This is a genomic window from Cellulophaga fucicola, assembly GCF_900119145.1.
GTDB classification, from domain to species: Bacteria; Bacteroidota; Bacteroidia; order Flavobacteriales; family Flavobacteriaceae; genus Cellulophaga; species Cellulophaga fucicola.
Genome location: NZ_FPIY01000004.1, coordinates 144,568 through 167,188 on the forward strand (window position 1 = coordinate 144,568; position 22,621 = coordinate 167,188).

Consider the following 22,621-nt stretch of genomic DNA (forward strand, 5'->3'; position numbering starts at 1 on the left):
TACCTTTATTTTTTACAGAAGCTGCTTTATCTAAAACGCAAATCCAAGAACAAAGACAACTCTGCCTCCATCTGCACTATTAAAATACCCTATGTTAGCAGTAATAGCATCTACTCCACTTATCCATAAAGAGCCTCCATAGCTATTGTGCCAATTATCAGAAGTATCGTTTTTTAACCATACACGACCATAATCATAACTACCAGTAACCCCAAAACGTATCGGAATTACACTAGTTTTTAATCCTCCTAATGCTAACCTTAAATCTGTATTTTGATAAAAAGATTGTTTCCCTATAAAGCGTTCGTTTCTAAAACCTCTTAAACCATTAACTCCACCAATTTGCGCACCGTGGTAAAATTCAAAATTATCACCTATTATCAATTCTCCAGCAACTTTTGTGGCTAATATTAAAGAGCCGTTGCTATCTAATTTATGATTTATTGCTAATTCTGGTATAAGGTACCCAAAACTGTTTTCCGCAGTGCTATTTCCAATATTTGTTTTATAACCTGTGGTAAGTTTAAGGTCCATTCCTAAGGTAGGAAACGCAGGATTATCTTTGTTTTCAAATTCATAAGTCAATTCTCCACCTGCATATGTTTGTTTTTCAAAAATAGTACTACTTAGAGGTACGTTTATGGGATCATTTATAAATCTATCTGTTGTGTTTTCAACCTCAAAAGATTCTAATAATGTTTTTACATGAAATGCTCCTCCGTTATCGCCACGATACACTAAAGAGATAGCAGCATTCCATTGCTTCAGACGCACTCGATTAAAATCTAGCTCTACCTCATCTTTATCATATGTACTCTCATTACCGAAACCAAAAAAGTTTTCCGAAAAATTAGGGCTAGTATATCGCCCTTCTACACCAAAATTCCACTTGTGAAAAATGTTAGAAAACTCCCCTTTATAGGCCAAGTCAAAACCAGAGGTGCTTGTATAATAAGCAGCACTTATTAAATGTTTCTGTGTAAAAGGATTACGCTGTAAACCATAAAAAGTATTCGTATTTTGAATTCCTACTTTTAGGCCATCATCAGGATTAAAAGCAATAATAGGTAATAATTGATTAAAATTATGTTTAACTTTTCGGTGATCATAATTATTTATGTCATAATCATCTACCAACCATTTTTTAGATGCCTTATTTACTATCGTATTATCTTTACCATCATAATCGTATAATTTTACCTTACGAGTATTTTTAAAGTCGTAAGTATCATTTTTTTTACCTCCAATAATTTTTACAGGAATTAAATTAGTCCCATCTCCTTCTACAACAAATGTATCTTTACCGTCAAGACCGTATATCCAAATTTCCTTGGTTACCTCTTTAGTAAAAGTTCTGTTTAGGAGACCTAAATCTTTTCTTTGTATCTCTACAGTAGTCTTTCCATTAGGAAAACGTGTAATTTTGAAGTCATCTCCTTTTTGAGTTCCGGTTATTACTTCAAATTTATTTAGATAACTATAATATTCACGTGCAATTTTCATCAAATTATCGCGTCTACCTTTTAGTTTTATTTTAATGTCTTCAATAGTTTCACCTTTAATTTCTTCTGGTATTGCATTAAAGGCTTTTTCTATAATATCGTCTGTAATGTTTGTCTGAATATATTTGGTCTGTTTCTCCCATTCTTCCCAGTCAGAGTTGTCAATTAAGGTTAAATCTAGGTGGTATGGTGAGGTTGCAAACCATTTAGCACTTCTAAGGTCTTCATCATATGATTGCATTTTTCTAAGTCCAGGAACAATTCTAGTAAGTACGGAAATTAAGCTACCATCATACTTTGAAAATGCCTGATCACGATCTCTAGGAATAGGTTTGCAATATTCGGTCCCATCTTCGTTCTTAAATAATGCCCATCTCCATTGATCTTCGTGTCTATCCCAATCTCCAAGTAGCATATCAAATAAACGTGCTCTTATATAAGAAGGCTCATCTACAACAGATTTTCCTGATTTGTTAATCTCTTGCAAAACATCTGCAGTACTCAGAATTTTTTTAGGATTACCAAAACTCTGTGCTCCTACTTGGGTATCACCAACATGTTCCTCTATCATATACAGTTCATCACCAAACTCATCATTGTAAACGCCAAGTGTATTTTGTTTGGGTATATAATACAGTACAGGGTTAGTGTGTGATACATCAATTGCATCAGCCAAATCACCAATAGCAAAAGGAGTGTAAGGATGAGAGGTTGTATAAAAATCTGCTAAAAACTTATCTACTACCGTACCATCTAAGGCATCTCCTATATATACATCCTGAAATGCATTGGCTTGCAAAAACTTTATTGTACTTTTTTTAAGGGCTCGCATTACAAATTGTCTTCCTGAACTGTCTTCTAATCTCAATGATTTTGATTGTTGTCCTCCTCCACGTTTAACAGGTGTTAAGCCACCCATAAGTGTATCTAAAAAAACTACTTTAGCGTTTACATATTTGCTATAGTACTCTCTGTAATGTTCTCCCCAAAGCCCTTTATAAAAACCACTTTTTGTAGTAGCTTCTTTAGTGTAAACCGATGCTTCTTTTCTTTTTAAAAAAGTACTTTTAGGTGAAAAACTGACTGAGGTACCTTCCTTTTTGCCTTTAAAAATTACAGTTTCAAATACTGCTTTTGATTCACCTTCTTCCACTGTAAAAAAGTGAACTGTAACTTTTCCGTTTATATCAATATCTAATCTTGAATATCCGTTTTGTGCTGTAGCAAAACTACCATCTTTAGCTTTTTTTACATTTTCAGTAGCTCCTGCTGCACCACTTATAATTTGCGGAACTCTTTTGTTTATATATTGAAGGTTTTGATCGTGACCCGAAATAAAAATAATATCTTCATTTAATCTTGCAATAGTCTTTAATCGCTTTCTTAAAGATTTGTATTGCTTGTTTTGATAGTTATGTATTGATGGTGCTGCCGTATTACCTATTAAACCCTGTTTTGTAAGTGTTTCAATTGGATGATGAATGGCTATAATTTTTATTTTCCCTTGTGCTTTTTTTATTTGGTTTTCAAACTCTAAAAAGAATAGATTTCTATTTTTAATTTCAGACGATTCATTAATATAAATTTGTTGATTCCAATCTTCCAGATACCATTGCGAGTCTATCGTAATTAATACAATATTTTTAGAAACATTATATTTCTTAATTGGCTCACCATCATTTGGGTAAAATTTGGCATTGCTATTTTTTTCAACATATTCCTCAATATTTTCTAATCCTTTTATCCCATCTAGATTCCATTCGTTACTTCCAGGAATAAACACCACATCTTTTTTTAGTGATGCTATTACGCGTAATTGTTTATCAATTTCTTTCTTAAATACTTTTTTTGGTGTTGCATTTCCAAGTATTAATAACAAGGCTTTTTCTGTAGATGCAGCATCTTTTGCTATTTGAGATAGTACTTCTGTATTTAGTGTATTACCAGTATTTGCTGTAATAAAAATTGATTTCTCTATTTCTTGAGCAGAACTATTTAAACTAAAAACCAATGTACAAACTATAAAAATGGAATTGAATAGTCTTCTATAAATATTGATTTTCTTTATGTGGTTATTTACTGCTGACATAGTTTAGTTGAGTTTTTTTAAGGATGATAAGTGCTGTGAAAATTAGTAATGATATATAACACATAGGTATTCCTAAATCAGTTTTAGGGCATTCTGCATTACTTATAAATTGCATTACCGATGCCACTAAAGCAATTAGTGCTGCAATACCGGTAAATAAGAAATAAATGAGATTCCATTTTTTAAACAAATGCGAAATAAAGGGAAGTATAAAACATATTAGAATGATTAAACAGGCGGGCACAGCCCCAAATTTGGGGCAGCCATCACCTGTTGTAAATTCTGTAATAACTAGACTACCCGCACCAAAAAGCCCGATGAGGAATAGCATATTTATAACCCAGAATAAAGTAGTACTAGCTTTCATTTTTAGCGGTTATATGACAAGTGGGTATACTCTAGACCGCTAACCTTACTTTTTAGCTGTATACCTGTTAAATGCGTAACCACAAAATTTTGAATAAAAGTATATTTACTACTGTGATTATTAACTTCAATCTGTAGATCCTTATATTTTTCACGAACTACGTTTCCGTATTCTTGGTCACCCCAACAATTAAGACAAACACCTTCAGGAACTTTATCCAATTCGTCTGGTCTTTTATTGAACATTCTTTTTAGAAATTCTATCATTTTTTTGCTTTCAAGGTTGTTACTACAGTATCATTTGCCATTTGTAGATTACGTTCTTTAATAACATCTACAACCGAATTAATTTTAGGCGAAATAATCTCGTCTTTATCTCCATTTGAATAGGCTACCGTTATTTTATCGATATGCTGAGTTTTACCTAATCCAAAATGAAGTAATGCAGTTTGATCACTCACTAAGCCCTCACCAGTTACCAACCAATCTGTAAAAGTTCCTTCTGACGTAACAACGGTAACTTTTGCACCCATTGCTTCTGCCGCATCAGCTAAATCTACCTGTACAAAATTGTTGGAATTTCCTTTGTTGATAAAAGCATTTGAAGGACCGTCGATATTAGTCCAAATTATATCTAAATGACCATCAGTATTAAAATCACTAACAAGGGCTGTAATACCATAAAACGGATTTTCAACACCACTTTCAGATTCTGTTGGCACAAAGGTGTGGTCTTCTTTTTGAATCAGTAATCGCCCTGGAAGTTTAAATATTTTACTAAAAGGAAAATCTACATAGTTCTCAGCCACCAACAAATCTTGCAGTCCGTCATTATTCATATCAGCAAAAGTGCATCCCCAAGAAAACTCGTATCCTGCAATTTTAGCATCTTCCGCAGCATCAGTAAATTTAAAATTCCCTTCATTCTTAAAAAGAATCCATTTATCATTAAAAAGGGATTTATCCTTAATGTCACCGCTTGCCATAAAATTTGGGGCAGTCGTACCAACATTAGAAAACATAAAATCTACCAATCCGTCATTATTATAATCACCTACAGCTAGTCCCATTGGGTAAGCAAACTTACCCGTTAACGGATTCTCTTTCATCGTAAATGTTAAGTCTCCATTGTTTTTATAAGTTCTAGCTTCGCCAGTATCATGAACTACAACAAGATCTAACCAAGAGTCATTGTCAATATCTACTAAAACCCCCTGAAAGGTATTATGTATGTAGTCTAAGCCTGCGGCTTTAGTAATACTCTTAAAAGTATTGTCACCGTTATTTAATAATAACTCACTTGTGGCACCATAATCATAGCGTTCAAAAATGTTTTGTCCTTCCATTAGTTCCTTTTTAAGGTAGGTGGCTAAAAAAATATCCAAATCTCCGTCTTTATCAATATCTCCAAGCGTAATTCCTGCTGGACTGGATTTCACATTCATAGGTGTTTCAACCAGTTTCTCTGTAAATTTTTCACCATCATTATAATAGATACGTAAACCATCTTCGCGACCAATAATTAGATCGGTAAACCCGTTATTGTCCATATCTCCCGAAACAACTCCTAATGATGCTGTGTTGCTTCCTTTTTTTGGTAACCCAACTTCATCTGAAATTAATACAAATTCGTTATTACGATATGCGTAAATGGCATCTTCTTGGGTTAACCCCCCTCCAAAGAAAACCTCATCAATATTATCATTGTCAATATCTATAAGAGCAGAAGGAGCTAATGGAAGTGATTTTTCACCAGTATACTTATGAATAAAATCTAATGGAACACTTGTGAATCTAGGAATTTTACTTGATTCAATACTTACATCATATTTATCAGAGGTGGCATCTCTCCAGAATCTAAAAAGTACCATTACGACCATTAAAAAAGCCAATAGTCCTATTAATTTTAAAAAAAATTTAATCATTTTTTATAGTTTTAAAAAGGTTATTAAGTTGATATAGTGATAGACTAAAAAGTATAAAATGTGTAATATTCATAAGAATTGGAAGAGTATGTTGACCTATGACCGGAATTGCCATACCACTTACTGCTAAAGTAATTAGCACTACTATGGGGCTAAAAATCGCCATCCATTTTTTATAATAAGTGCCTCCTTTTAGAATAGCAATAACAAAAACAACAGAAAGTAATGCTACTATTATCCTTAGGGCTTGCACCAAAACTTCCATATGTCTCGTATAATGTGCTAATAGATTACTATACGCTTCCGCATTAATAGATTCTTTTAAATGTACAATGTTTCCTACTGAAGCTCTAGAACCAATCCAAACACCGCCAACAGCAAAGGCTATAAAACCTATACCAAGAACCATTCTTGCTAAAGTTTCATTACCAGGTTTTAACATCTGATAAATATGTAGGTATCCTGCAAAGTAAAAAGGGAGGCCTATGACTGCGAAAAAATGGCCAAGAGTCATATGATTTAACGACACAAAGGCAAAGAATTCGTAGTTCTCTGCGTGACCTAAAATATTTGGCGAATAATGAAGAAGATATTCTCCAACACCCACCAATATAGAACCGATTAATCCTAAATATCCAAGTAATTTAATGGTCTTTTTTGTTTTCATTGGTTTGGTTTAATAGTTTTGACGAAAAATTCTAAGAATACTTGCAACAAACAATAAAATAAAAAAGAAAGCTGATAGAATAGTAAGCGTTAAACCAGTAAAATAATAATTTAATTTGTACGAAAACAATTTCAAATTAACTCAAAAACGAAAATCAAAATTTGATCTTATACTTTGAAAATCAATACGATCTGTGTCTAATAAAAAAAATATTCTTCAATATCTAAAGTAAGACACAAATAAAAATATTTCCCTTCCTTTTTAAAAAAGCATTTAGAACATTACTAATTGTAACAAAATTACTGTATTAAAAACAGCTCTGTAGATGTAGATAAAAGCACTAAAAATAAGCACCTATAGCACTTCTAGTTATGTAAACTATTTTTTGCATCGACTATAAACCCTAACGGTATAAGTTATTTAAAAATAAAAAAGCCTTGATATTTCTATCAAGGCTTTTTTTAGTACTCGAGGTGGGAATCGAACCCACACTCCGAAGAACTGGATTTTGAATCCAGCGCGTCTACCAGTTCCGCCACTCGAGCATTTGTAACGGATTGCAAAAATAAAATAAATTTATTGTTTTTCGCAAAAAATAAGGACAATTATCCTTTAGCATGCAAAATAAATTTTTAAATTTGCACCTCGTTTAGAACAAAGGCTTTAACGCCTTGAAAACAAACAACATAGAAAACAACAATACAACTATGACATACACGGTCCCAGTACCTAAAATTTTTGCCTGTACACAAAGTACTGCTTTAGCTGAAAAAATTGCCAAATCATTTGGATCAGATATAGGTCAAGTAAAATTCTCTAGATACAGTGACGGTGAGTTTCAGCCTTCTTTTGAAGAGTCTGTTCGTGGCGCAAGAGTTTTTATAATTGGGTCTACAAACCCAAGTTCTGAAAACTTAATGGAAATGTTATTAATGTTAGACGCTGCAAAAAGAGCATCTGCAAGACATATAACAGCTGTTATGCCGTATTTTGGATGGGCAAGACAAGACCGTAAAGACAAACCTAGAGTACCAATTGCTGCTAAACTAATAGCTAAAATGCTAGAAACAGCTGGTGCAACTAGAATTATTACAATGGACTTGCATGCAGATCAAATTCAAGGATTTTTTGAGAAGCCAGTAGATCACTTATTTGCATCTACTTTATTTTTACCATACTTAAAAAGTTTAAAACTAGACAACTTAACAATTGCTTCTCCGGATATGGGTGGCTCTAAAAGGGCTTACGCATACTCTAAAGCATTAGAAAGTGATGTTGTTATCTGTTACAAACAAAGAGAGAAAGCCAATATAATTTCTCATATGGAGTTAATTGGTAATGTAGAAGGTAAAAATGTTGTTCTTGTAGATGATATGGTAGATACCGCTGGTACACTTACAAAAGCAGCAGATCTAATGATGGAAAGAGGTGCACTTAGCGTTAGAGCTATTACAACGCACGCTCTTTTATCTGGTGATGCATACGAGAAAATAGAAAAATCTAAGCTTTTAGAACTTATCGTAACAGATTCAATTCCGTTAAAGAAACAAAGTCCAAAAGTAAAGGTCGTAGGATGTGCAGATTTATTTGCAGATGTTATGAACAGAGTACATAACAACACATCTATTAGCTCTAAATTTTTAATGTAAGAGCTAATACATTAATTTTGAATATTAATTAAATATATACAATGAAGTCAATTACAATTACAGGATCACAAAGAGAAAGCGTGGGCAAAAAAGCAACTAAAGCCTTACGTAATGCTGGAATGGTTCCTTGCGTAGTATACGGAGGAAAACAACCACTACATTTTTCAGCACCAGAACTAGCGTTCAAAGATTTAGTGTACACTCCAAACGCACACACAGTTGTGATAGATTTGGAAAACGGAGAAAAAGTGAATGCAGTTATACAAGACATTCAGTTTCACCCAGTATCAGACAGAATTATACACGTAGATTTTTACCAATTATTTGATGATAAAGCGGTAACTATGGATATCCCTGTTCGTTTAGTAGGTAACTCTCCAGGGGTAAGAAATGGTGGTAGATTATTATTTAGAAAAAGAAAGCTTACTATAAAAGCTTTACCAGCTAAATTACCAGATTTCTTTGATATCGATATCAACAAATTAAAAATTGGTGGTAACATAGCAGTTTCTTCATTATTAAATGATGAATTTTCTATTTTACACCCAGAAAACACAGTTGTTGTACAAGTTAAATCATCTCGTAACGTTGTTGCTGCAGATGATGACGAAGAAGAAGAAGAGGGAGAAGCTACTGAAGCTGCTGCTGAATAAATCTTTGCAGAAATAAAATAAAGCATCCTGCCTTGGAATTACCAAGTTTCAGGATGCTTTTGTATTTTTAGTACTCTTTAGAAAGTATGATAGTAAAACTCTTAAAATCAATTTTTAGAACAAAACCAAAGTTCTATTTAGAAGAAACAGACCCTATGAAAAAGTTTTTAGTTGTTGGCCTTGGTAATATTGGCGCAGAATACACAGAAACCAGACATAATATTGGCTTTAAAATACTTGATGCCTTTGCTAAAAAAGAAGATTTAGTTTTTGAGCCTCAAAAACTAGGTGCTGTTACTACATACAAAATTAAAGGGCGTACTATTCTTTTTTTACAACCATCTACTTATATGAATCTAAGTGGAAAGGCAATACGATACTGGTTAGAGAAAGAAAAAATTCCTCAAGAAAATCTTTTAGTTATTACCGATGATATTAATTTACCTTTTGGAACTATTAGAGTTAAAACCAAAGGTAGCGACGGCGGACACAATGGTCTAAAAGACACACAGAACACACTACAAACCACAACATACAATAGATATAGATTTGGTGTTGGCGCCGATTTTGGAAAAGGAAAACAAGTAGACTATGTCTTAGGCGAATGGAACCAAGAAGAAAAAGACAAAATGCCTGAACGTTTAGACAGGTCCATAGAACTAATTAAATCTTTTGCTTTAGCTGGGATAAAAATAACAATGAACAGCTTTAACAACTCTTAATTATCGCACTCTAAACTCATAAATACCAGAGTCAGATGCATTACCTTCCCTATCTGTAGTAACAACTTTCCAATAGTATATAGTATTGGCTGTTACACCTACACTTACACTTGTGTTATCTACACTATTTGTAGCTAACAAAGTCGTTGGCGGAGTTATTGTAGAAAAATAAACTTTATAATTAGCTATATCATTATCTACGTCTTCTGTAAGCCATTCTAAAGTAACATCATTATTAATATCTTTAAATACTGTTTGCCCAGATTTAGGCGCTATAATCTCTGCTGCAAATGGCGCATATGTTGTTTGTGAGCCCGCATTGTAAAATTTCCAAATTTCACTAGACTTTGTTTCAGAAACCTCATCGTTTTTAGACGTTACAAACCAAGAATACGCAAGTCCTTTATCTAAAATTACTTTTTGCTTTGTTCCTGTTGTTGTTAAGGTTTGCGTTAAGTTTGTACTTAAATTTGTAATTTTAACCTCATACAAGTCCGTTCTACTAGAAGCACTCCACTCTAACTCTACCTCACTTGTATTTGTACCATTAATAGATACACCCGTTGTACATTCAGAACTTTTTAAAGGAAAGACTAACATTGGTGTAGATGGTGGCTTAGGCGAACTCTTAGAACAAGACAACGCTACAAAACACAAAAGCACTATTATTTTTTTCATCTCTTAATTAATTTTGTTTGCCCTTTTATTTCTGCCCCTTCAAAATATAAAATATACATTCCTTTTGCTAAACTAGAAACCTCTAGGTTTACCATACCATTGTTAATGCTATGCTCTTTTTGTTGCACTACCCGTCCGTCTATTGTATAAATAGTAACCGTTAACTTACCAGACAATGCGCCTACATAAGCCACTGTTTCAGACATTACCGGATTAGGGGAAATTACAGGGTTAGATGCTATATAAATTTGCTCTTCATACACTCCTTGACACTCCATACCTGTACTTACTTTTATTGTATTTAAACCATTTTTTAGCTCTAAACTATGCTTAGCATCTGTAGTTTGCTCTGCTACACCATTTAATTCTATAGTATACAAAACAGCTCCCGAAAGGTCTAATTTTAATGTAGTATTTGTTACTGCAGAAAGTACAGAAAGCACATCTGGCTCTGTAACAACAACTGTTACACAATACTCTTCATACACTTTTACACCATCTGTACCAGTAATACACAGCACATAAGTACCAGCGTCTAAATTAGAAATTGTAGTAACATCTGTAAAACTAGTCGTAGAATTTATACCTGTACCAGTAACCACAACACTATAATTTATTTCTTCTACAGCATCAATTATAATTTCTCCATTATTTGTTGTTGTACAAGATTCACTAGCTATAGAAATAGCAAAATTATCTGGCTCAAATTTATATACAGCACAACCATTTACATCTACCTCTGCTCCGTTTGGCGTTCCCAAACACATATCATCTCCATCATCAAAAACACCATCATTATCTGCATCAGGGCGCAATACACCTTCTGCACAAATATCTAAACTAAAATCTATTATTTCTCCTCCGTCGGATGATGCTCCATCTTTCACTTCTAAAATCCATTCACCTAACATAGACTCTCCATTTAAAGAAGCCAAAGAACCTAAAGGTCTAACTGATCCTTCAATTGCCGCTCCTGCACCACTACCGCAAACAAAACTTGATGCTGCATCGTCAAAAACAGCATTTATATCTTGAAATTCGCCACAAGAATTAGATGTCAAGACTACTCTTGTTCCTTGTGGAGATATTAAACTTATTGTTAAATCGGATAAAAAAGTATGCTCTAAATTTAGATTCACTTTTACATCTGTAATTGGCAAATCATCTAAAAAAGTAATTTTAGATTGCAAGACAGAAGTACCCACAGCAGGTATTACTTTTGGCAAATCTTCAGCATTTTTATTAGCGCAACTTACTAAGGCAGTTGTAAAACTATATGCCGTACCAAAAGTACCTTCTGCACATAAACTCTTTGGCTTTACACGCCAATAATAAGTTGTCTCTGCCAATAAACTAGTAGGCTTATATTCAGAAAAAGGAGTCGTTTTTGTTTCTACAATAGTACTAAAAGCAGGGTCTGTAGCTATTTCTAGATCGTAAGACGTATACGCTTCGTTTAACTCCCACAAAAGAGTTTCATTATTATTTACTCCTATTGCTCCATTAACTGGAGAAATTAAACCTACATCTGCAAAAGTTGTATTACCTATAACCAAAGTTACCACTACTGCTGTAGCGTTTGTTGCGGAGTTAGACAGTACTGTAATTTCATATGTACCTGGAGCTACATTTGCTGTATTAGAAAATGTAAGATTCACATCTGTATTATTTGTATCTGCCGTAGGCAAAGAAAATATAACACCTAAATTAGCTGGCGCTCCAAAAACACTAAACGTAGATGTTTCACTAAAACCATTATTTACTGTGTATTTAAAAGGAATAATAACATCGTTAGGCTGACAAGTATTATATGTTAGCTTCTCAAACTCCAAATTAACATCAGATGTATTTATGGTAAAATTAGATGAGTTTATAGCATAATACACATTATTTGTAGGCATTACACGTATTCTTGCTGTTGTAGTTACCACATTTGGTATTTGTACAATTTCCGACCCATCATTAACTACGTTTTCTGCCAATACAATAGGGAAAGACAATCCTGAATCTATAGACAAGAAAATAGAAACTGTTTCTGTATTTATTGGAGCTGCATTTGTACCTGCAACATCCCAAGTTACTTGTTGTACAGATCCTGACTGGTATACCTCGTTGGTTGACTGTGATATAACCTTAAATGGACCCGCAGCATTTACAACACGTACATTCATAGTTTCAGACACTACTTGTCCACCTCCCACTACATTATCTCTAACCGTAAATGCAAAATTTAAATCTCTTTCTACATCAGATACTGTCTCCCAAGAAGATCCTTCTGAAGGATTTGTCTGTGTTAATACATCTTGAATTACTCGTTCTATTTTAGGAAAATAACGCTCGTTACTTGTTGTGGGTTTTAGTGATCTAAAATTAGCTCCACTAGGATTCTCTGGACCAAAATTAGTACGCGTTACAACACCATTATCTATCTGCTCCCACGCATAAGTAAGTACATCTGCTGCATCTGGATCAGTAGCCTCACCAGTTAAAACAAAAGGTGTAGATTTTGGAATTATATAGTTTGATAAAGGACTTATTACTGGCGGATTATTAGTAATAGATGTAGTAACACCACAACTTAAACCACCTACATATTCTGCTATCTGAAAAATACTGTAATAATGAAAATAATCGTCTCCGTTGGTTTGCACATTATTACCATCTGCAATACCTGCATATCCCATAATTGTAGATCCACTAGCAGGTTCTGCTTGCACCAAAGTACCTTCTGAGTCAAAAGACCAGGTATGGTTAGCTCCAAATTGATGTCCAATTTCGTGCGCAACAAAATCCACATCAAATAAATCTCCTTCTGGTGTACTACGAGAAGAATATGCTCTTCCTTTCCAATTAGGATCACACACAGAACCTACCGTACCAGCATTACCGCCATTTGGCCCTTGATGAAAAAGGTGTCCAACATCATAATTAGCAGAACCAATTACTGTAGAAAACGTATTTTGTGCTTGTGCATTTAAACTTCCTGAGTACGGATCTGTAGTTGCATCTGTGTATATAACTTGATCCGTATCTGCTATTAATTCTAAATGAATCCCTAAATCGATCTCAAAAACCTCATTAACTCTAGTTAACGTTGCATTTATAGCTGCTAAAGCATCTGCAACAGAACCTCCATGATAGGCAGTATACTCACCAGAAGCAGATACTGCTATTCTAAATGTTCGTAAAGTCTGATCGTCTATTAATTTTAATGCAGATGTATTTTTTTTTGCTGATACTACATCTTTTGTATCACATATAAACTCACCTTTTTCAGAATGCGCACTGCCACTGTATACTACATATTGCCCTTCTTCATTTTTAGAGGGCTGCATATATGTTGCTTCTTCTTTGCCATCATGCACCAACATACTTTGCATTCCTTTATGAGAAACACTAAAACGCAATCGGTCTTTAGGGTTTGCAACACCGTAACCTATGTAAGATTTTATTTTTGGATATTTTTTAGCCAATTCCGGAGCAAAAACAGCGTGTTCTTTTACAGAAAAAGGCACCACATCTCCCTTACCGTCAGGAAAATAAACTATCCTTTCTCCTTTAAAACTTGCTGTAACGTCTAAAGCTTTAGAAAAAGTTGATGCATCTAAATAAAACGTTTTTGTTTTATTTACATCTATATTTTGCATAGATTTAGAAACTAAATTATGCTGCAAGCTCCCAGTTTTCCAATAATTCTGTTGTGCTAGCCCGTAAAAGCTACCAAATAATATGGTTATTGAAAAAACAAGGCGTAGTTTTGTAATCATACAAAGCAATTTAATATTCAAAAATAGTCTTTTTATTATTTTAGTCTCGTGATAACAATCAAAAGCATTTCAAAATTCGACAAAGCACACGCTACAGTTATTACAATTGGTACTTTTGACGGCGTGCATATTGGTCATAAAAAGATATTAGAAAGACTCATAAATAGTGCCAAACTATTAGAAATAGAGAGTACTGTACTTACTTTTTTTCCGCATCCTAGAATGGTTTTGCAACAAGATAGCAATATAAAACTACTTAACACTATTGAAGAAAAGGAAATGATTTTAAACCAGTTAGGCTTAGATTTCTTAATTATTCATCCTTTTTCTAAAGAATTTTCTAGACTTAGCGCCATAGAATTTGTTCGCGATATCCTAGTTAATAAACTCAATACTAAAAAAATTATTATAGGATACGACCATAGATTTGGACGTAACCGTAATGCAGACATAAACGATTTAAAAAATTTCGGTACTACATTCGACTTTAACGTAGAAGAAATTACTGCTCAAGAAATAGACGATGTATCTGTTAGCTCTACCAAAATAAGAAAAGCACTTGCAGACGGTAACGTAGCAAAAGCCAATAGTTACTTGGGCTACAATTATATGCTTACAGGCGTTGTTACAAGAGGTAAAGGACTAGGCAGACAATTAAATTTCCCTACGGCAAATATCTACATAGAAGAAGATTACAAACTAATCCCTAAAAATGGCGTGTATGTTGTAAAAGCCAACATAGACAATAATACTGTTTTTGGAATGATGAATATTGGCTTTAACCCTACCGTAAATGGTAAAGAAAAAACCATAGAAGTACATTTCTTTGATTTTAATGAAAATCTGTACGATAAAAAAATACAAGTAGATATTATTGAACGCATTAGAGACGAAGAAAAATTTAATTCGGTTAATGACTTAAAAATACAACTTACCAAAGACCAAGAAACAGCTACTAGCATAATTTCTAAATTATGAGTTCCTTTCTATTTAAAAAAATAGATAACGCTGGTTTAATACTATTTAGAATCTTTTTTGGAATTTTAATTAGCTTAGAATGCTATGGAGCAATTCTTACTGGCTGGGTAAGCACCAATCTTGTAGAACCTACTTTTAATTTTTCTTTTATTGGGTTCGAGTGGCTAAACACTATAACAGGACCAGGAATGTATGCCTATTTTATAGTTATGGGTACTTTAGGTATTTTTATCTCTATTGGTTATAAATACAGATATAGCATGCTTGCTTTTGCGCTGTTATGGACTAGCGTGTATTTAATGCAAAAAACATCTTACAACAACCATTATTACCTATTAATGCTTATTTCTTGGATAATGGTGTTTTTCCCTGCTAGCACAGATATCTCTATAGATTCTAAAAAAAATCCTGAACTGCGCACTAATAAAATGTACGCTTATTACAAATACATAATTGTATTGCAGCTTATTATTGTATACACTTATGCATCTGTTGCTAAATTATATGCAGATTGGCTAGACTTTGGCTTTATAAAAATATTAATGCAAGGTAAAGCAAACTATTTTCTAATTGGTGAGTTTTTACAACAAGCTTGGGTGCATAAAGTAGTTGCTGTTTTTGGTATTTTGTTTGATCTTTTAATTATACCAGCCTTACTCTGGAAACCAAGTAGAAAAATTGCTTTTATGCTAGCTGTATTTTTTCATCTGTTTAACTCTATCGTTTTTCAGATTGGTATTTTCCCTTATTTAGCTCTAGCGTTTACTGTGTTCTTTTTTGAACCAAAAAAACTTAGGAAGATCTTTGTTATGATAGAGAAAAAAAATGTCCCTACTGTAGTCGCAAAGCCAAAACACAAAAATATAATTATTGGTGTATGGGTTATCTATTTTTTATTTCAACTGGGACTACCTATACGTCATCACTTTTTTAAAGATGATGTTCTCTGGAACGAGCAAGGCCATAGACTTAGTTGGCGAATGATGTTGCGTTCGCGTAGCGGAATTGTAAGTTTTAAAACTATAGACAAAAAAACAAATGAAGAAAAACGCATAAACCTAGACGACTACCTAACTAAAAAGCAACGTAGAAAAATTGGTGCTTACCCCGATTTTATTTGGCAATTTGCGCAACATTTAAAAGATGAAGCCAAAAAAAACAATAAAGACATAGCCGTATACGTAAACTCTAGAGTTAGTATTAACGGTAAACCATACCAGCCTTTTATAGACCCAAAGATTGACTTAGCACAAGAAAAATGGCATCATTTTAAGCATAATACTTTTATTTTACCAAGCCCAAAATAAAATACGTAAGTCAAACTCTTCAACTTTTACGCATTCTCTTTTGCGCAATCCCTTTTTACCATTAAATTTGCTGTTAAAATTTTTAATAGATGCTACAGCTTCAAGCTATTCGAGAACAAAAAGACGAGATCATTATCGCCCTAAAAAAGCGTAATGTAGATGCAACTCCTTTGTTAGAAAACGTAATTTCATTAGACGACAAACGTAGAGATGTACAAACCAAATTAGACAACACACTTGCAGAAAGCAATAAGTTATCTAAAGAAATTGGTATGCTTTTTAAATCCGGTAAGGCATCTGAAGCGAATGTTTTAAAAGAACGTACTGTTACTTTAAAAGAAGATTCTAAAACATTACAAGAAGAGTTAAACACTGTTGCAGAAGAATTGCAAGCATTGTTATACCAGATTCCTAATGTACCACACCCAAGTGTACCTGCAGGAAGTACTGATGAAGATAACGAAGAAATTTTTAGAGAAGGTGATATTCCTAAATTGATAGATGGTGCTTTACCACACTGGGAACTTGCTAAAAAATACGACATTATAGATTTTGAACTAGGTGTTAAAATTGCTGGAGCTGGTTTTCCTGTTTACAAAGGAAAAGGCGCTAGACTACAACGTGCACTTATTGCTTATTTTCTAGACAAAAATACAGCTGCTGGTTACCAAGAAATTCAAGTACCACATTTGGTAAACGAAATTTCTGGATACGGAACAGGACAATTGCCTGATAAAGAAGGGCAAATGTACCACGTTACCGAAGATGACTTGTATTTAATACCAACAGCAGAAATACCTGTAACTAATATTTTTAGAGATACTATTGTAAACCAAAAAGATTTCCCAATTACATACACAGGGTATACACCTTGTTTTAGAAGGGAAGCTGGTAGTTATGGTGCTCACGTTCGTGGTTTAAATAGACTACACCAGTTTGACAAAGTTGAGCTTGTACGCGTAGAACACCCTGATAATTCTTATGCTGCTTTAGATGGTATGGTAGAGCACATAAAAGGTATTTTAAGAGAATTAAAACTACCATATAGAATATTACGTCTTTGTGGTGGTGACCTTGGCTTTACATCTGCTCTTACGTTTGATTTTGAAGTATTTTCTACAGCACAAGATCGCTGGTTAGAGATTAGTTCTGCGTCTAATTTTGAAGCATACCAATCTAACCGTCTTAAATTACGTTTTAAAGACGAAAACGGTAAAAGTCAGTTTGCACACACACTTAACGGTAGCTCTTTAGCTTTACCACGTGTTTTAGCAGGTATTTTAGAAAATTACCAAACAGAAAACGGAATTAAAATCCCAGAAGCACTTGTGCCTTACTGTGGTTTTGATATGATAGATTAAAGCTCTTTTAACAGCAACTATCTATATTCTTGGTATCTTTACCCTAAAAAATAGATTTCTTGAGAATATTTATACTTATACTAGCCTTCTGTTTTGCGCAACTTACTGTTGCGCAAAACAGTTTTTTGGCTAAACAGTATTTTGATGATGGTGATTTTGACAAAGCTGTAGTCTTTTACGAAAAACTTGTAAAAGAAAACCCAAGACGCTCAGATTATCAAACTTCTTTAATTAGTTGTTATCAGCAATTAGAACGCTATACAGATGCTGAAAAACAAATACGCAAGAATCTACACTCAGACAATCCGCACCCTGTATACTTTATAGACCTAGGACACAATTACACCTTACAAGGCAAGGACGAGGAAGCTACTAAATACTACGATTTAGCTTATGCGCAAGTAGAAATTAACCCTAGAGATAGTTATGGTTTAGCCTATAAGTTTCAAGGGTATTCACTTTTAGAGTATGCCGCAAAAACATACACAAAAGCAATGCAGTTAAACCCTGCATTAGACTTTAATTTTCAGTTGGCTCGTATTTATGGCGAACAAGGTAATGTAGACAAAATGTTTTTTAGCTTGCTAAATATTATAGCCAACGACCCTAACAAAATGCCCAGTGTTATTCGTAGTTTGGACGATTTTATTATGACCGACTCTGAAAACCTAAACAATATAATTTTAAGAAAACAAATTCTTAAAAAAGCACAAAGAGATCCTGATATTATCTGGAATGAGATGTTGAGCTGGTTATTTATACAGCAAAAACAATTTAATAGTGCTTTTACTCAAGAAAAAGCAATATACAAAAGGTCTCCAGAAGGTAGCTTAAGAAGATTACAAACATTAGCGAACATCTGTGTTGACGAAAGCGAAAAAGAAATTGCTCAAGAAATTTATAATTATATAGTTATAAATAGTCCGTACCAAGACAATATAAAACTATACGCAGAATTAAAAAGTATAAGCTTAGATCTAGAATTATCTAACAATAAAAACACAGAAGCTGCACAGAAATCTTACGATATACTATTAGAAACTTACGGATACAAAACTAATAGTATAGTGCTTCAAATAGAGTACGCGAACTTTTTAGCTTTCAAAAAAAACAACTCAGATGAGGCCATATCAGTCTTAAAAAAATCTTTAAAACTAGAGCTTAACCGTTACGAAGAAGCTAAGTTAAAAATGTCTTTAGCAGATATTTTAGTCTATAATAAAAGGTTTAATGAGGCTTTAATTTATTACACCCAAATACAAAAAGATTTAAAGAACGATATTTTAGCTCAAAATGCACGTTACAAAGTAGCGAAAGCTAGTTTTTACAAAGGAGATTTTGACTGGGCATTGGCACAGCTAAAAGTACTACGTAGTTCCACATCTCAACTAATTGCTAATGATGCTATGCAATTAAGCTTATTAATTTCTGACAACACACAGCAAGACTCTACAAAAACAGCATTAAAAAAATATGCAACTGCAGATTTATTGGCCTACCAAAACAAAAGAACAGAAGCTATAACTGCTTTAGATGATATTTTAAAAAACCATAAAGGAGAAAAAATTGAAGATGAAGCTCTTTTAAGACAAGCAGAATTATTAGAAGAAGAAAAAAAATACGAAGAGGCAGAATTTAACTATCTAAAAATTATAGAGTTTTACGGCTCCGGAATACTTGCCGATGATGCGCATTATGCCTTGGGTGAATTATACAGAAACATATTATACAACACCGAAAAGGCAAAGTATCATTACGAAAAAATTATATATGGCTACCAAGACAGCTACTATTTTCCGTTAGCCAGAAAAGAGTTTAGAAAACTTAGAGGAGACGCTATTAATTAGTTTTAGCTTTGCAATCGATAAAAAAAATACATCAAACTTAAAAATAATACTATGTACATATACAACGTAACTATAAATGTAGAAGAGGAAGTACACGATAACTGGTTTTCTTGGATGAAAGAAACTCACATTCCGGATATGCTTTCAACAGGTAAATTTACTGGTGCTAAAATGTGTAAAGTTTTAGTTGAAGAAGAAATGGGCGGACTTACATATTCTGTACAATATAGCACTCCTAATAAAGAAACTTTAGAGGTATATTACAAAGAAGACGCAGATAGATTACGCCAAGAAGCAAACAAATTATTTGCTGGTAAATTTGTTGCTTTTAGAACAGAGTTAGAGGTTATTGGCGAGGCTGTATTAACCCCTACAAAAGAGTAAACCACTACCCTTCTTTGTTTATCTAAGTTTAAATTATATAGTTACACACCTATGTCAAAAAAGAAAAAAGAATATTTTAAAAAAAATAAAGCAGAACGCAGGAGTGATAGCCCAGTTAAGGCTAAAAAACATCTTGGTCAGCATTTTTTGACAGACGAGCCTATTGCCCAACAGATAGCAGAAACGTTAACCCATAAAGGGTACACCAATGTTATAGAAATTGGCCCAGGAACAGGTGTGCTTACCAAATACATTTTAAAACATAATTTAGATTTAATAGCTATGGATTTAGACAGAGAATCTATAGCGTATTTAAATCAGAATTTTTTATTAGAACATCCAGAATTACTTAACCGTAAAGGTAGTTTTACTGTTGTAGAAGCAGATTTTTTAAAACAAGACTTATCTACTATTTTCGGAGCTGAACAATATGCTATAACCGGAAATTTTCCGTACAATATATCTACGCAAATAGTTTTTAAAACATTAGAAAACAAAGAGCGTATTCCAGAATTTACAGGTATGTTTCAAAAAGAAGTTGCACAGCGTATCTGCTCAAAAGAAGGTAGTAAAGCATATGGTATCTTATCTGTACTTACACAAGCCTATTATACTGCCGAATATTTATTTACCGTACCACCAACCGTATTTAATCCGCCACCAAAAGTAGATTCTGGTGTATTGCGATTAACACGTAAAGAAAATCTAGATATTGGCGTAGACGAAAAATTATTATATCGTGTTGTAAAAGCTGTATTTAATCAGCGTAGAAAAACCATTAGAAACAGCTTAAAAACCTTTGAACTTTCTGATAATTTAAAAGAAGACCCTATCTTTGACAAACGTCCAGAACAATTAGCAGTTGCAGATTTTGTAGCACTTACAAAAAAGATAGCCAATGATACCGTTTAAATTAACAGACGAGTTTTTAGAACACATAGAAACCTTAATATTAGATCAAAAAGATACTGGCTTACAGCTTCTTTTAGAAGAGGTGCACTATGCGGATATTGCAGAAATTGTTAATGAGCTAAACACTGCAGATGCTACCTATATTATTAAATTATTAGAGAGTGATAAAACCTCTGATATTTTAACTGAATTAGATGAAGATGTAAGAGAGTCTATTTTAGCAAACTTATCTACAAAAGAAATTGCAGAAGAATTAGATGAGCTAGATACGGATGATGCCGCCGATATTGTTGCAGAATTACCACAAAACATTGTACAAGAAGTAATCTCTGAACTTGAAGATAGAGAACACGCAAAAGACATTGTAGATCTTTTACGTTATGACGAGTATTCTGCAGGTGGTTTAATGGCAAAAGAGCTTGTAAAAGTTAATGTAAATTGGAATGTGCTTACGTGTGTTAAAGAGATGCGCGCACAAGCAGAAAATGTAACCAGAGTACACTCTATTTATGTTGTAGATGATGAAGAAAAATTAAAAGGAAGGCTTTCTTTAAAAGACTTGCTTACAACCTCTACAAAAACACATATAAAAGACGTTTATATACCAAAGGTAGACTCTGTTTCTGTAAATGAGAAACCAGAGGAAATTGCAAAAATAATGTCTAAATATGACCTTGAAGCTATACCTGTTGTAGATGAAATAGGTAGACTAGTTGGTAGAATTACTATTGATGATATTGTAGATGTTATTAAGGACGAAGCAGACAAGGATTACCAAATGGCTGCAGGTATATCTCAAGATGTAGAAGCAGATGATAGCATTCTAGATTTAACAAAAGCACGTTTACCTTGGCTTATTTTAGGTCTTTTTGGTGGTGTTGGTTCAGCTACCATAATGGGTACTTTTGAAGGCGTTATAAAAGACCACCTTTCTTTATTATTATTTACACCACTAATTGCCGCTATGGCTGGTAATGTTGGCGTACAATCTAGCGCCATTGTTGTGCAGGGTATTGCTAATGATGATTTAAAAGGAAGTATGGTTAATAGACTAATAAAAGAGATTCTTTTATCTGCACTTAATGGAACCATACTAGCAATTATACTTTTCTGTTTTGCTTGGCTTATAGAAGGAGATGTAAAAATGGCTCTTGCAATTTCAATTTCGCTTATTGCAGTAATAATTGTTGCTGGTATAATTGGCACCTTTGTACCTATCTTTTTACATAAAAGAGGTATTGACCCTGCCATAGCAACAGGACCTTTTATTACCACAAGTAACGATATTTTTGGTATTATTATTTATTTCTCTATTGCCAAAATGTTTTTATAGAACATACGCTGTACCATTTTTAATATCATCTAATACAAAAGAACTTTGTACGTTAGAGATTCCTTTTATTACCGATAATTTATCGACAACAAATTGCTGATACTGGTTCATATCATTAACCGCAACTTTAAGTAAAAAATCGTAATTACCAGATACGTGCTGGCAGCCCATAATTTCGGGCAGGTTAGCAACTTGGTCCTTAAAATTATCTATTAACTCCCTGGAGTGCGTTGCCAAAGTAATATGGCAATACACTGTTATGGCTTTGTTTACTTTTTTCTCGTTAAGTAACGCCACATAACTCTTTATATAATCTTGCTGCTCTAGCTTCTTTATACGCTCAAAAGTTGGCGATACAGTTAAGCCTATTTTATCTGCTATTTCTTTTGTGTTTTGCTTTGCGTTCTCTTGCAACAGCATTAGTATTTTTTTGTCTATAGCGTCCATTTCAGTATTTTTTTTTGTGAGAGTGATAAATCAA

18 protein-coding genes and 1 tRNA gene are annotated in these 22,621 nt (G+C 33.4%); 10 read left to right on the plus strand and 9 right to left on the minus strand.

Annotated features, from left to right (window positions below; translation table 11 throughout):
• Positions 1–30: 30 nt before the first annotated feature.
• The 6 genes from BT107_RS13670 to BT107_RS13695 all read right to left on the minus strand — a co-directional run bounded on the left by BT107_RS13670 (position 31) and on the right by BT107_RS13695 (position 7,094).
• Positions 31–3,591 (minus strand): metallophosphoesterase family protein, encoded by a 3,561-nt coding sequence (locus BT107_RS13670; RefSeq protein ID WP_072304386.1) that lies wholly within the window; start codon positions 3,589–3,591, stop codon positions 31–33.
• Positions 3,575–3,958: a hypothetical protein gene (locus BT107_RS13675; RefSeq protein WP_072304387.1), complete on the minus strand. Its 384-nt coding sequence runs from the start codon at positions 3,956–3,958 to the stop codon at positions 3,575–3,577. Before BT107_RS13675 ends, BT107_RS13670 begins: the two co-directional genes overlap by 17 nt.
• Positions 3,959–3,960: 2 nt before the next feature.
• Positions 3,961–4,224, minus strand: coding sequence for a hypothetical protein (locus tag BT107_RS13680; protein ID WP_072304388.1), 264 nt, complete (start codon positions 4,222–4,224; stop codon positions 3,961–3,963).
• Positions 4,221–5,882 (minus strand): CRTAC1 family protein, encoded by a 1,662-nt coding sequence (locus BT107_RS13685; RefSeq protein WP_072304389.1) that lies wholly within the window; start codon positions 5,880–5,882, stop codon positions 4,221–4,223. Before BT107_RS13685 ends, BT107_RS13680 begins: the two co-directional genes overlap by 4 nt.
• The gene (locus tag BT107_RS13690) at positions 5,875–6,549 is read right to left on the minus strand and encodes a DUF6796 family protein (protein WP_072304390.1); all 675 of its coding nucleotides are present in this window, start codon (positions 6,547–6,549) and stop codon (positions 5,875–5,877) included. Before BT107_RS13690 ends, BT107_RS13685 begins: the two co-directional genes overlap by 8 nt.
• 465 nt (positions 6,550–7,014) lie before the next feature.
• Positions 7,015–7,094 (minus strand) — tRNA-Leu (locus BT107_RS13695).
• A 162-nt stretch (positions 7,095–7,256) separates the two neighbouring features.
• Between BT107_RS13695 and BT107_RS13700 the strand changes: the two genes are divergently transcribed.
• The 3 genes from BT107_RS13700 (at position 7,257) to pth (ending at position 9,573) form a co-directional block, all read left to right on the plus strand.
• On the plus strand, positions 7,257–8,198 hold the full coding sequence (locus BT107_RS13700; RefSeq protein ID WP_072304536.1) for a ribose-phosphate pyrophosphokinase: 942 nt from the start codon (positions 7,257–7,259) through the stop codon (positions 8,196–8,198).
• A gap of 41 nt (positions 8,199–8,239) precedes the next feature.
• The gene (locus tag BT107_RS13705; protein WP_072304391.1) at positions 8,240–8,851 is read left to right on the plus strand and encodes a 50S ribosomal protein L25/general stress protein Ctc; all 612 of its coding nucleotides are present in this window, start codon (positions 8,240–8,242) and stop codon (positions 8,849–8,851) included.
• Between the two features lie 86 nt (positions 8,852–8,937).
• A complete protein-coding gene (pth, locus tag BT107_RS13710) occupies positions 8,938–9,573 on the plus strand; it encodes an aminoacyl-tRNA hydrolase (RefSeq protein ID WP_139254327.1) in 636 nt (211 codons plus the stop codon).
• On the opposite strand, the gene BT107_RS13715 is transcribed toward pth, so the two are convergent.
• Both BT107_RS13715 and BT107_RS13720 read right to left on the minus strand, forming a co-directional pair.
• Positions 9,574–10,251: a hypothetical protein gene (locus tag BT107_RS13715; protein ID WP_072304392.1), complete on the minus strand. Its 678-nt coding sequence runs from the start codon at positions 10,249–10,251 to the stop codon at positions 9,574–9,576.
• Entirely contained in the window at positions 10,248–14,018 is a 3,771-nt protein-coding gene (locus tag BT107_RS13720; RefSeq protein WP_072304393.1) for a reprolysin-like metallopeptidase, read from the minus strand. Before BT107_RS13720 ends, BT107_RS13715 begins: the two co-directional genes overlap by 4 nt.
• Before the next feature lie 48 nt (positions 14,019–14,066).
• Here BT107_RS13720 and BT107_RS13725 point away from each other — a divergent pair, with 48 nt between their 5' ends.
• The 7 genes from BT107_RS13725 (at position 14,067) to mgtE (ending at position 22,140) form a co-directional block, all read left to right on the plus strand.
• The gene (locus tag BT107_RS13725) at positions 14,067–14,996 is read left to right on the plus strand and encodes a bifunctional riboflavin kinase/FAD synthetase (protein WP_072304394.1); all 930 of its coding nucleotides are present in this window, start codon (positions 14,067–14,069) and stop codon (positions 14,994–14,996) included.
• Positions 14,993–16,303 (plus strand): HTTM domain-containing protein, encoded by a 1,311-nt coding sequence (locus BT107_RS13730; RefSeq protein WP_072304395.1) that lies wholly within the window; start codon positions 14,993–14,995, stop codon positions 16,301–16,303. The genes BT107_RS13725 and BT107_RS13730 overlap by 4 nt, the downstream gene beginning before the upstream one ends.
• An 89-nt stretch (positions 16,304–16,392) precedes the next feature.
• Positions 16,393–17,664, plus strand: a complete 1,272-nt coding sequence (serS, locus tag BT107_RS13735) for a serine--tRNA ligase (protein ID WP_072304396.1) — start codon at positions 16,393–16,395, stop codon at positions 17,662–17,664.
• A 59-nt stretch (positions 17,665–17,723) separates the two neighbouring features.
• Positions 17,724–19,511, plus strand: a complete 1,788-nt coding sequence (locus tag BT107_RS13740) for a tetratricopeptide repeat protein (protein ID WP_072304397.1) — start codon at positions 17,724–17,726, stop codon at positions 19,509–19,511.
• Between the two features lie 51 nt (positions 19,512–19,562).
• Positions 19,563–19,895 carry a DUF4286 family protein gene (locus tag BT107_RS13745; protein ID WP_072304398.1) on the plus strand — a complete coding sequence of 111 codons (333 nt, stop codon included), beginning with the start codon at positions 19,563–19,565 and terminating at the stop codon, positions 19,893–19,895.
• 51 nt (positions 19,896–19,946) lie between these two features.
• A complete protein-coding gene (gene rsmA, locus BT107_RS13750) occupies positions 19,947–20,807 on the plus strand; it encodes a 16S rRNA (adenine(1518)-N(6)/adenine(1519)-N(6))-dimethyltransferase RsmA (protein ID WP_072304399.1) in 861 nt (286 codons plus the stop codon).
• Positions 20,794–22,140, plus strand: coding sequence for a magnesium transporter (gene mgtE, locus BT107_RS13755; RefSeq protein WP_170854740.1), 1,347 nt, complete (start codon positions 20,794–20,796; stop codon positions 22,138–22,140). Before rsmA ends, mgtE begins: the two co-directional genes overlap by 14 nt.
• On the opposite strand, the gene BT107_RS13760 is transcribed toward mgtE, so the two are convergent.
• Complete coding sequence (locus BT107_RS13760) at positions 22,135–22,587, minus strand: Lrp/AsnC family transcriptional regulator (RefSeq protein WP_072304400.1); 453 nt, start codon at positions 22,585–22,587, stop codon at positions 22,135–22,137. The two genes, mgtE and BT107_RS13760, sit on opposite strands and share 6 nt — an antisense overlap.
• Positions 22,588–22,621: the final 34 nt, after the last annotated feature.

What these genes read in the sequence shown, in the direction of transcription:
- BT107_RS13690 (WP_072304390.1), bottom strand. Translation starts at nt 6,549, where the DNA reads ATGAAAACAAAAAAGACCATTAAATTACTTGGATATTTAGGATTAATC.
- BT107_RS13670 (WP_072304386.1), bottom strand. Translation starts at nt 3,591, where the DNA reads ATGTCAGCAGTAAATAACCACATAAAGAAAATCAATATTTATAGAAGA.
- mgtE (WP_170854740.1), top strand. Translation starts at nt 20,794, where the DNA reads ATGATACCGTTTAAATTAACAGACGAGTTTTTAGAACACATAGAAACC.
- BT107_RS13715 (WP_072304392.1), bottom strand. Translation starts at nt 10,251, where the DNA reads ATGAAAAAAATAATAGTGCTTTTGTGTTTTGTAGCGTTGTCTTGTTCT.
- pth (WP_139254327.1), top strand. Translation starts at nt 8,938, where the DNA reads ATGATAGTAAAACTCTTAAAATCAATTTTTAGAACAAAACCAAAGTTC.
- BT107_RS13745 (WP_072304398.1), top strand. Translation starts at nt 19,563, where the DNA reads ATGTACATATACAACGTAACTATAAATGTAGAAGAGGAAGTACACGAT.
- BT107_RS13760 (WP_072304400.1), bottom strand. Translation starts at nt 22,587, where the DNA reads ATGGACGCTATAGACAAAAAAATACTAATGCTGTTGCAAGAGAACGCA.
- BT107_RS13675 (WP_072304387.1), bottom strand. Translation starts at nt 3,958, where the DNA reads ATGAAAGCTAGTACTACTTTATTCTGGGTTATAAATATGCTATTCCTC.
- BT107_RS13680 (WP_072304388.1), bottom strand. Translation starts at nt 4,224, where the DNA reads ATGATAGAATTTCTAAAAAGAATGTTCAATAAAAGACCAGACGAATTG.
- serS (WP_072304396.1), top strand. Translation starts at nt 16,393, where the DNA reads ATGCTACAGCTTCAAGCTATTCGAGAACAAAAAGACGAGATCATTATC.
- BT107_RS13700 (WP_072304536.1), top strand. Translation starts at nt 7,257, where the DNA reads ATGACATACACGGTCCCAGTACCTAAAATTTTTGCCTGTACACAAAGT.
- rsmA (WP_072304399.1), top strand. Translation starts at nt 19,947, where the DNA reads ATGTCAAAAAAGAAAAAAGAATATTTTAAAAAAAATAAAGCAGAACGC.
- BT107_RS13685 (WP_072304389.1), bottom strand. Translation starts at nt 5,882, where the DNA reads ATGATTAAATTTTTTTTAAAATTAATAGGACTATTGGCTTTTTTAATG.
- BT107_RS13705 (WP_072304391.1), top strand. Translation starts at nt 8,240, where the DNA reads ATGAAGTCAATTACAATTACAGGATCACAAAGAGAAAGCGTGGGCAAA.
- BT107_RS13720 (WP_072304393.1), bottom strand. Translation starts at nt 14,018, where the DNA reads ATGATTACAAAACTACGCCTTGTTTTTTCAATAACCATATTATTTGGT.
- BT107_RS13730 (WP_072304395.1), top strand. Translation starts at nt 14,993, where the DNA reads ATGAGTTCCTTTCTATTTAAAAAAATAGATAACGCTGGTTTAATACTA.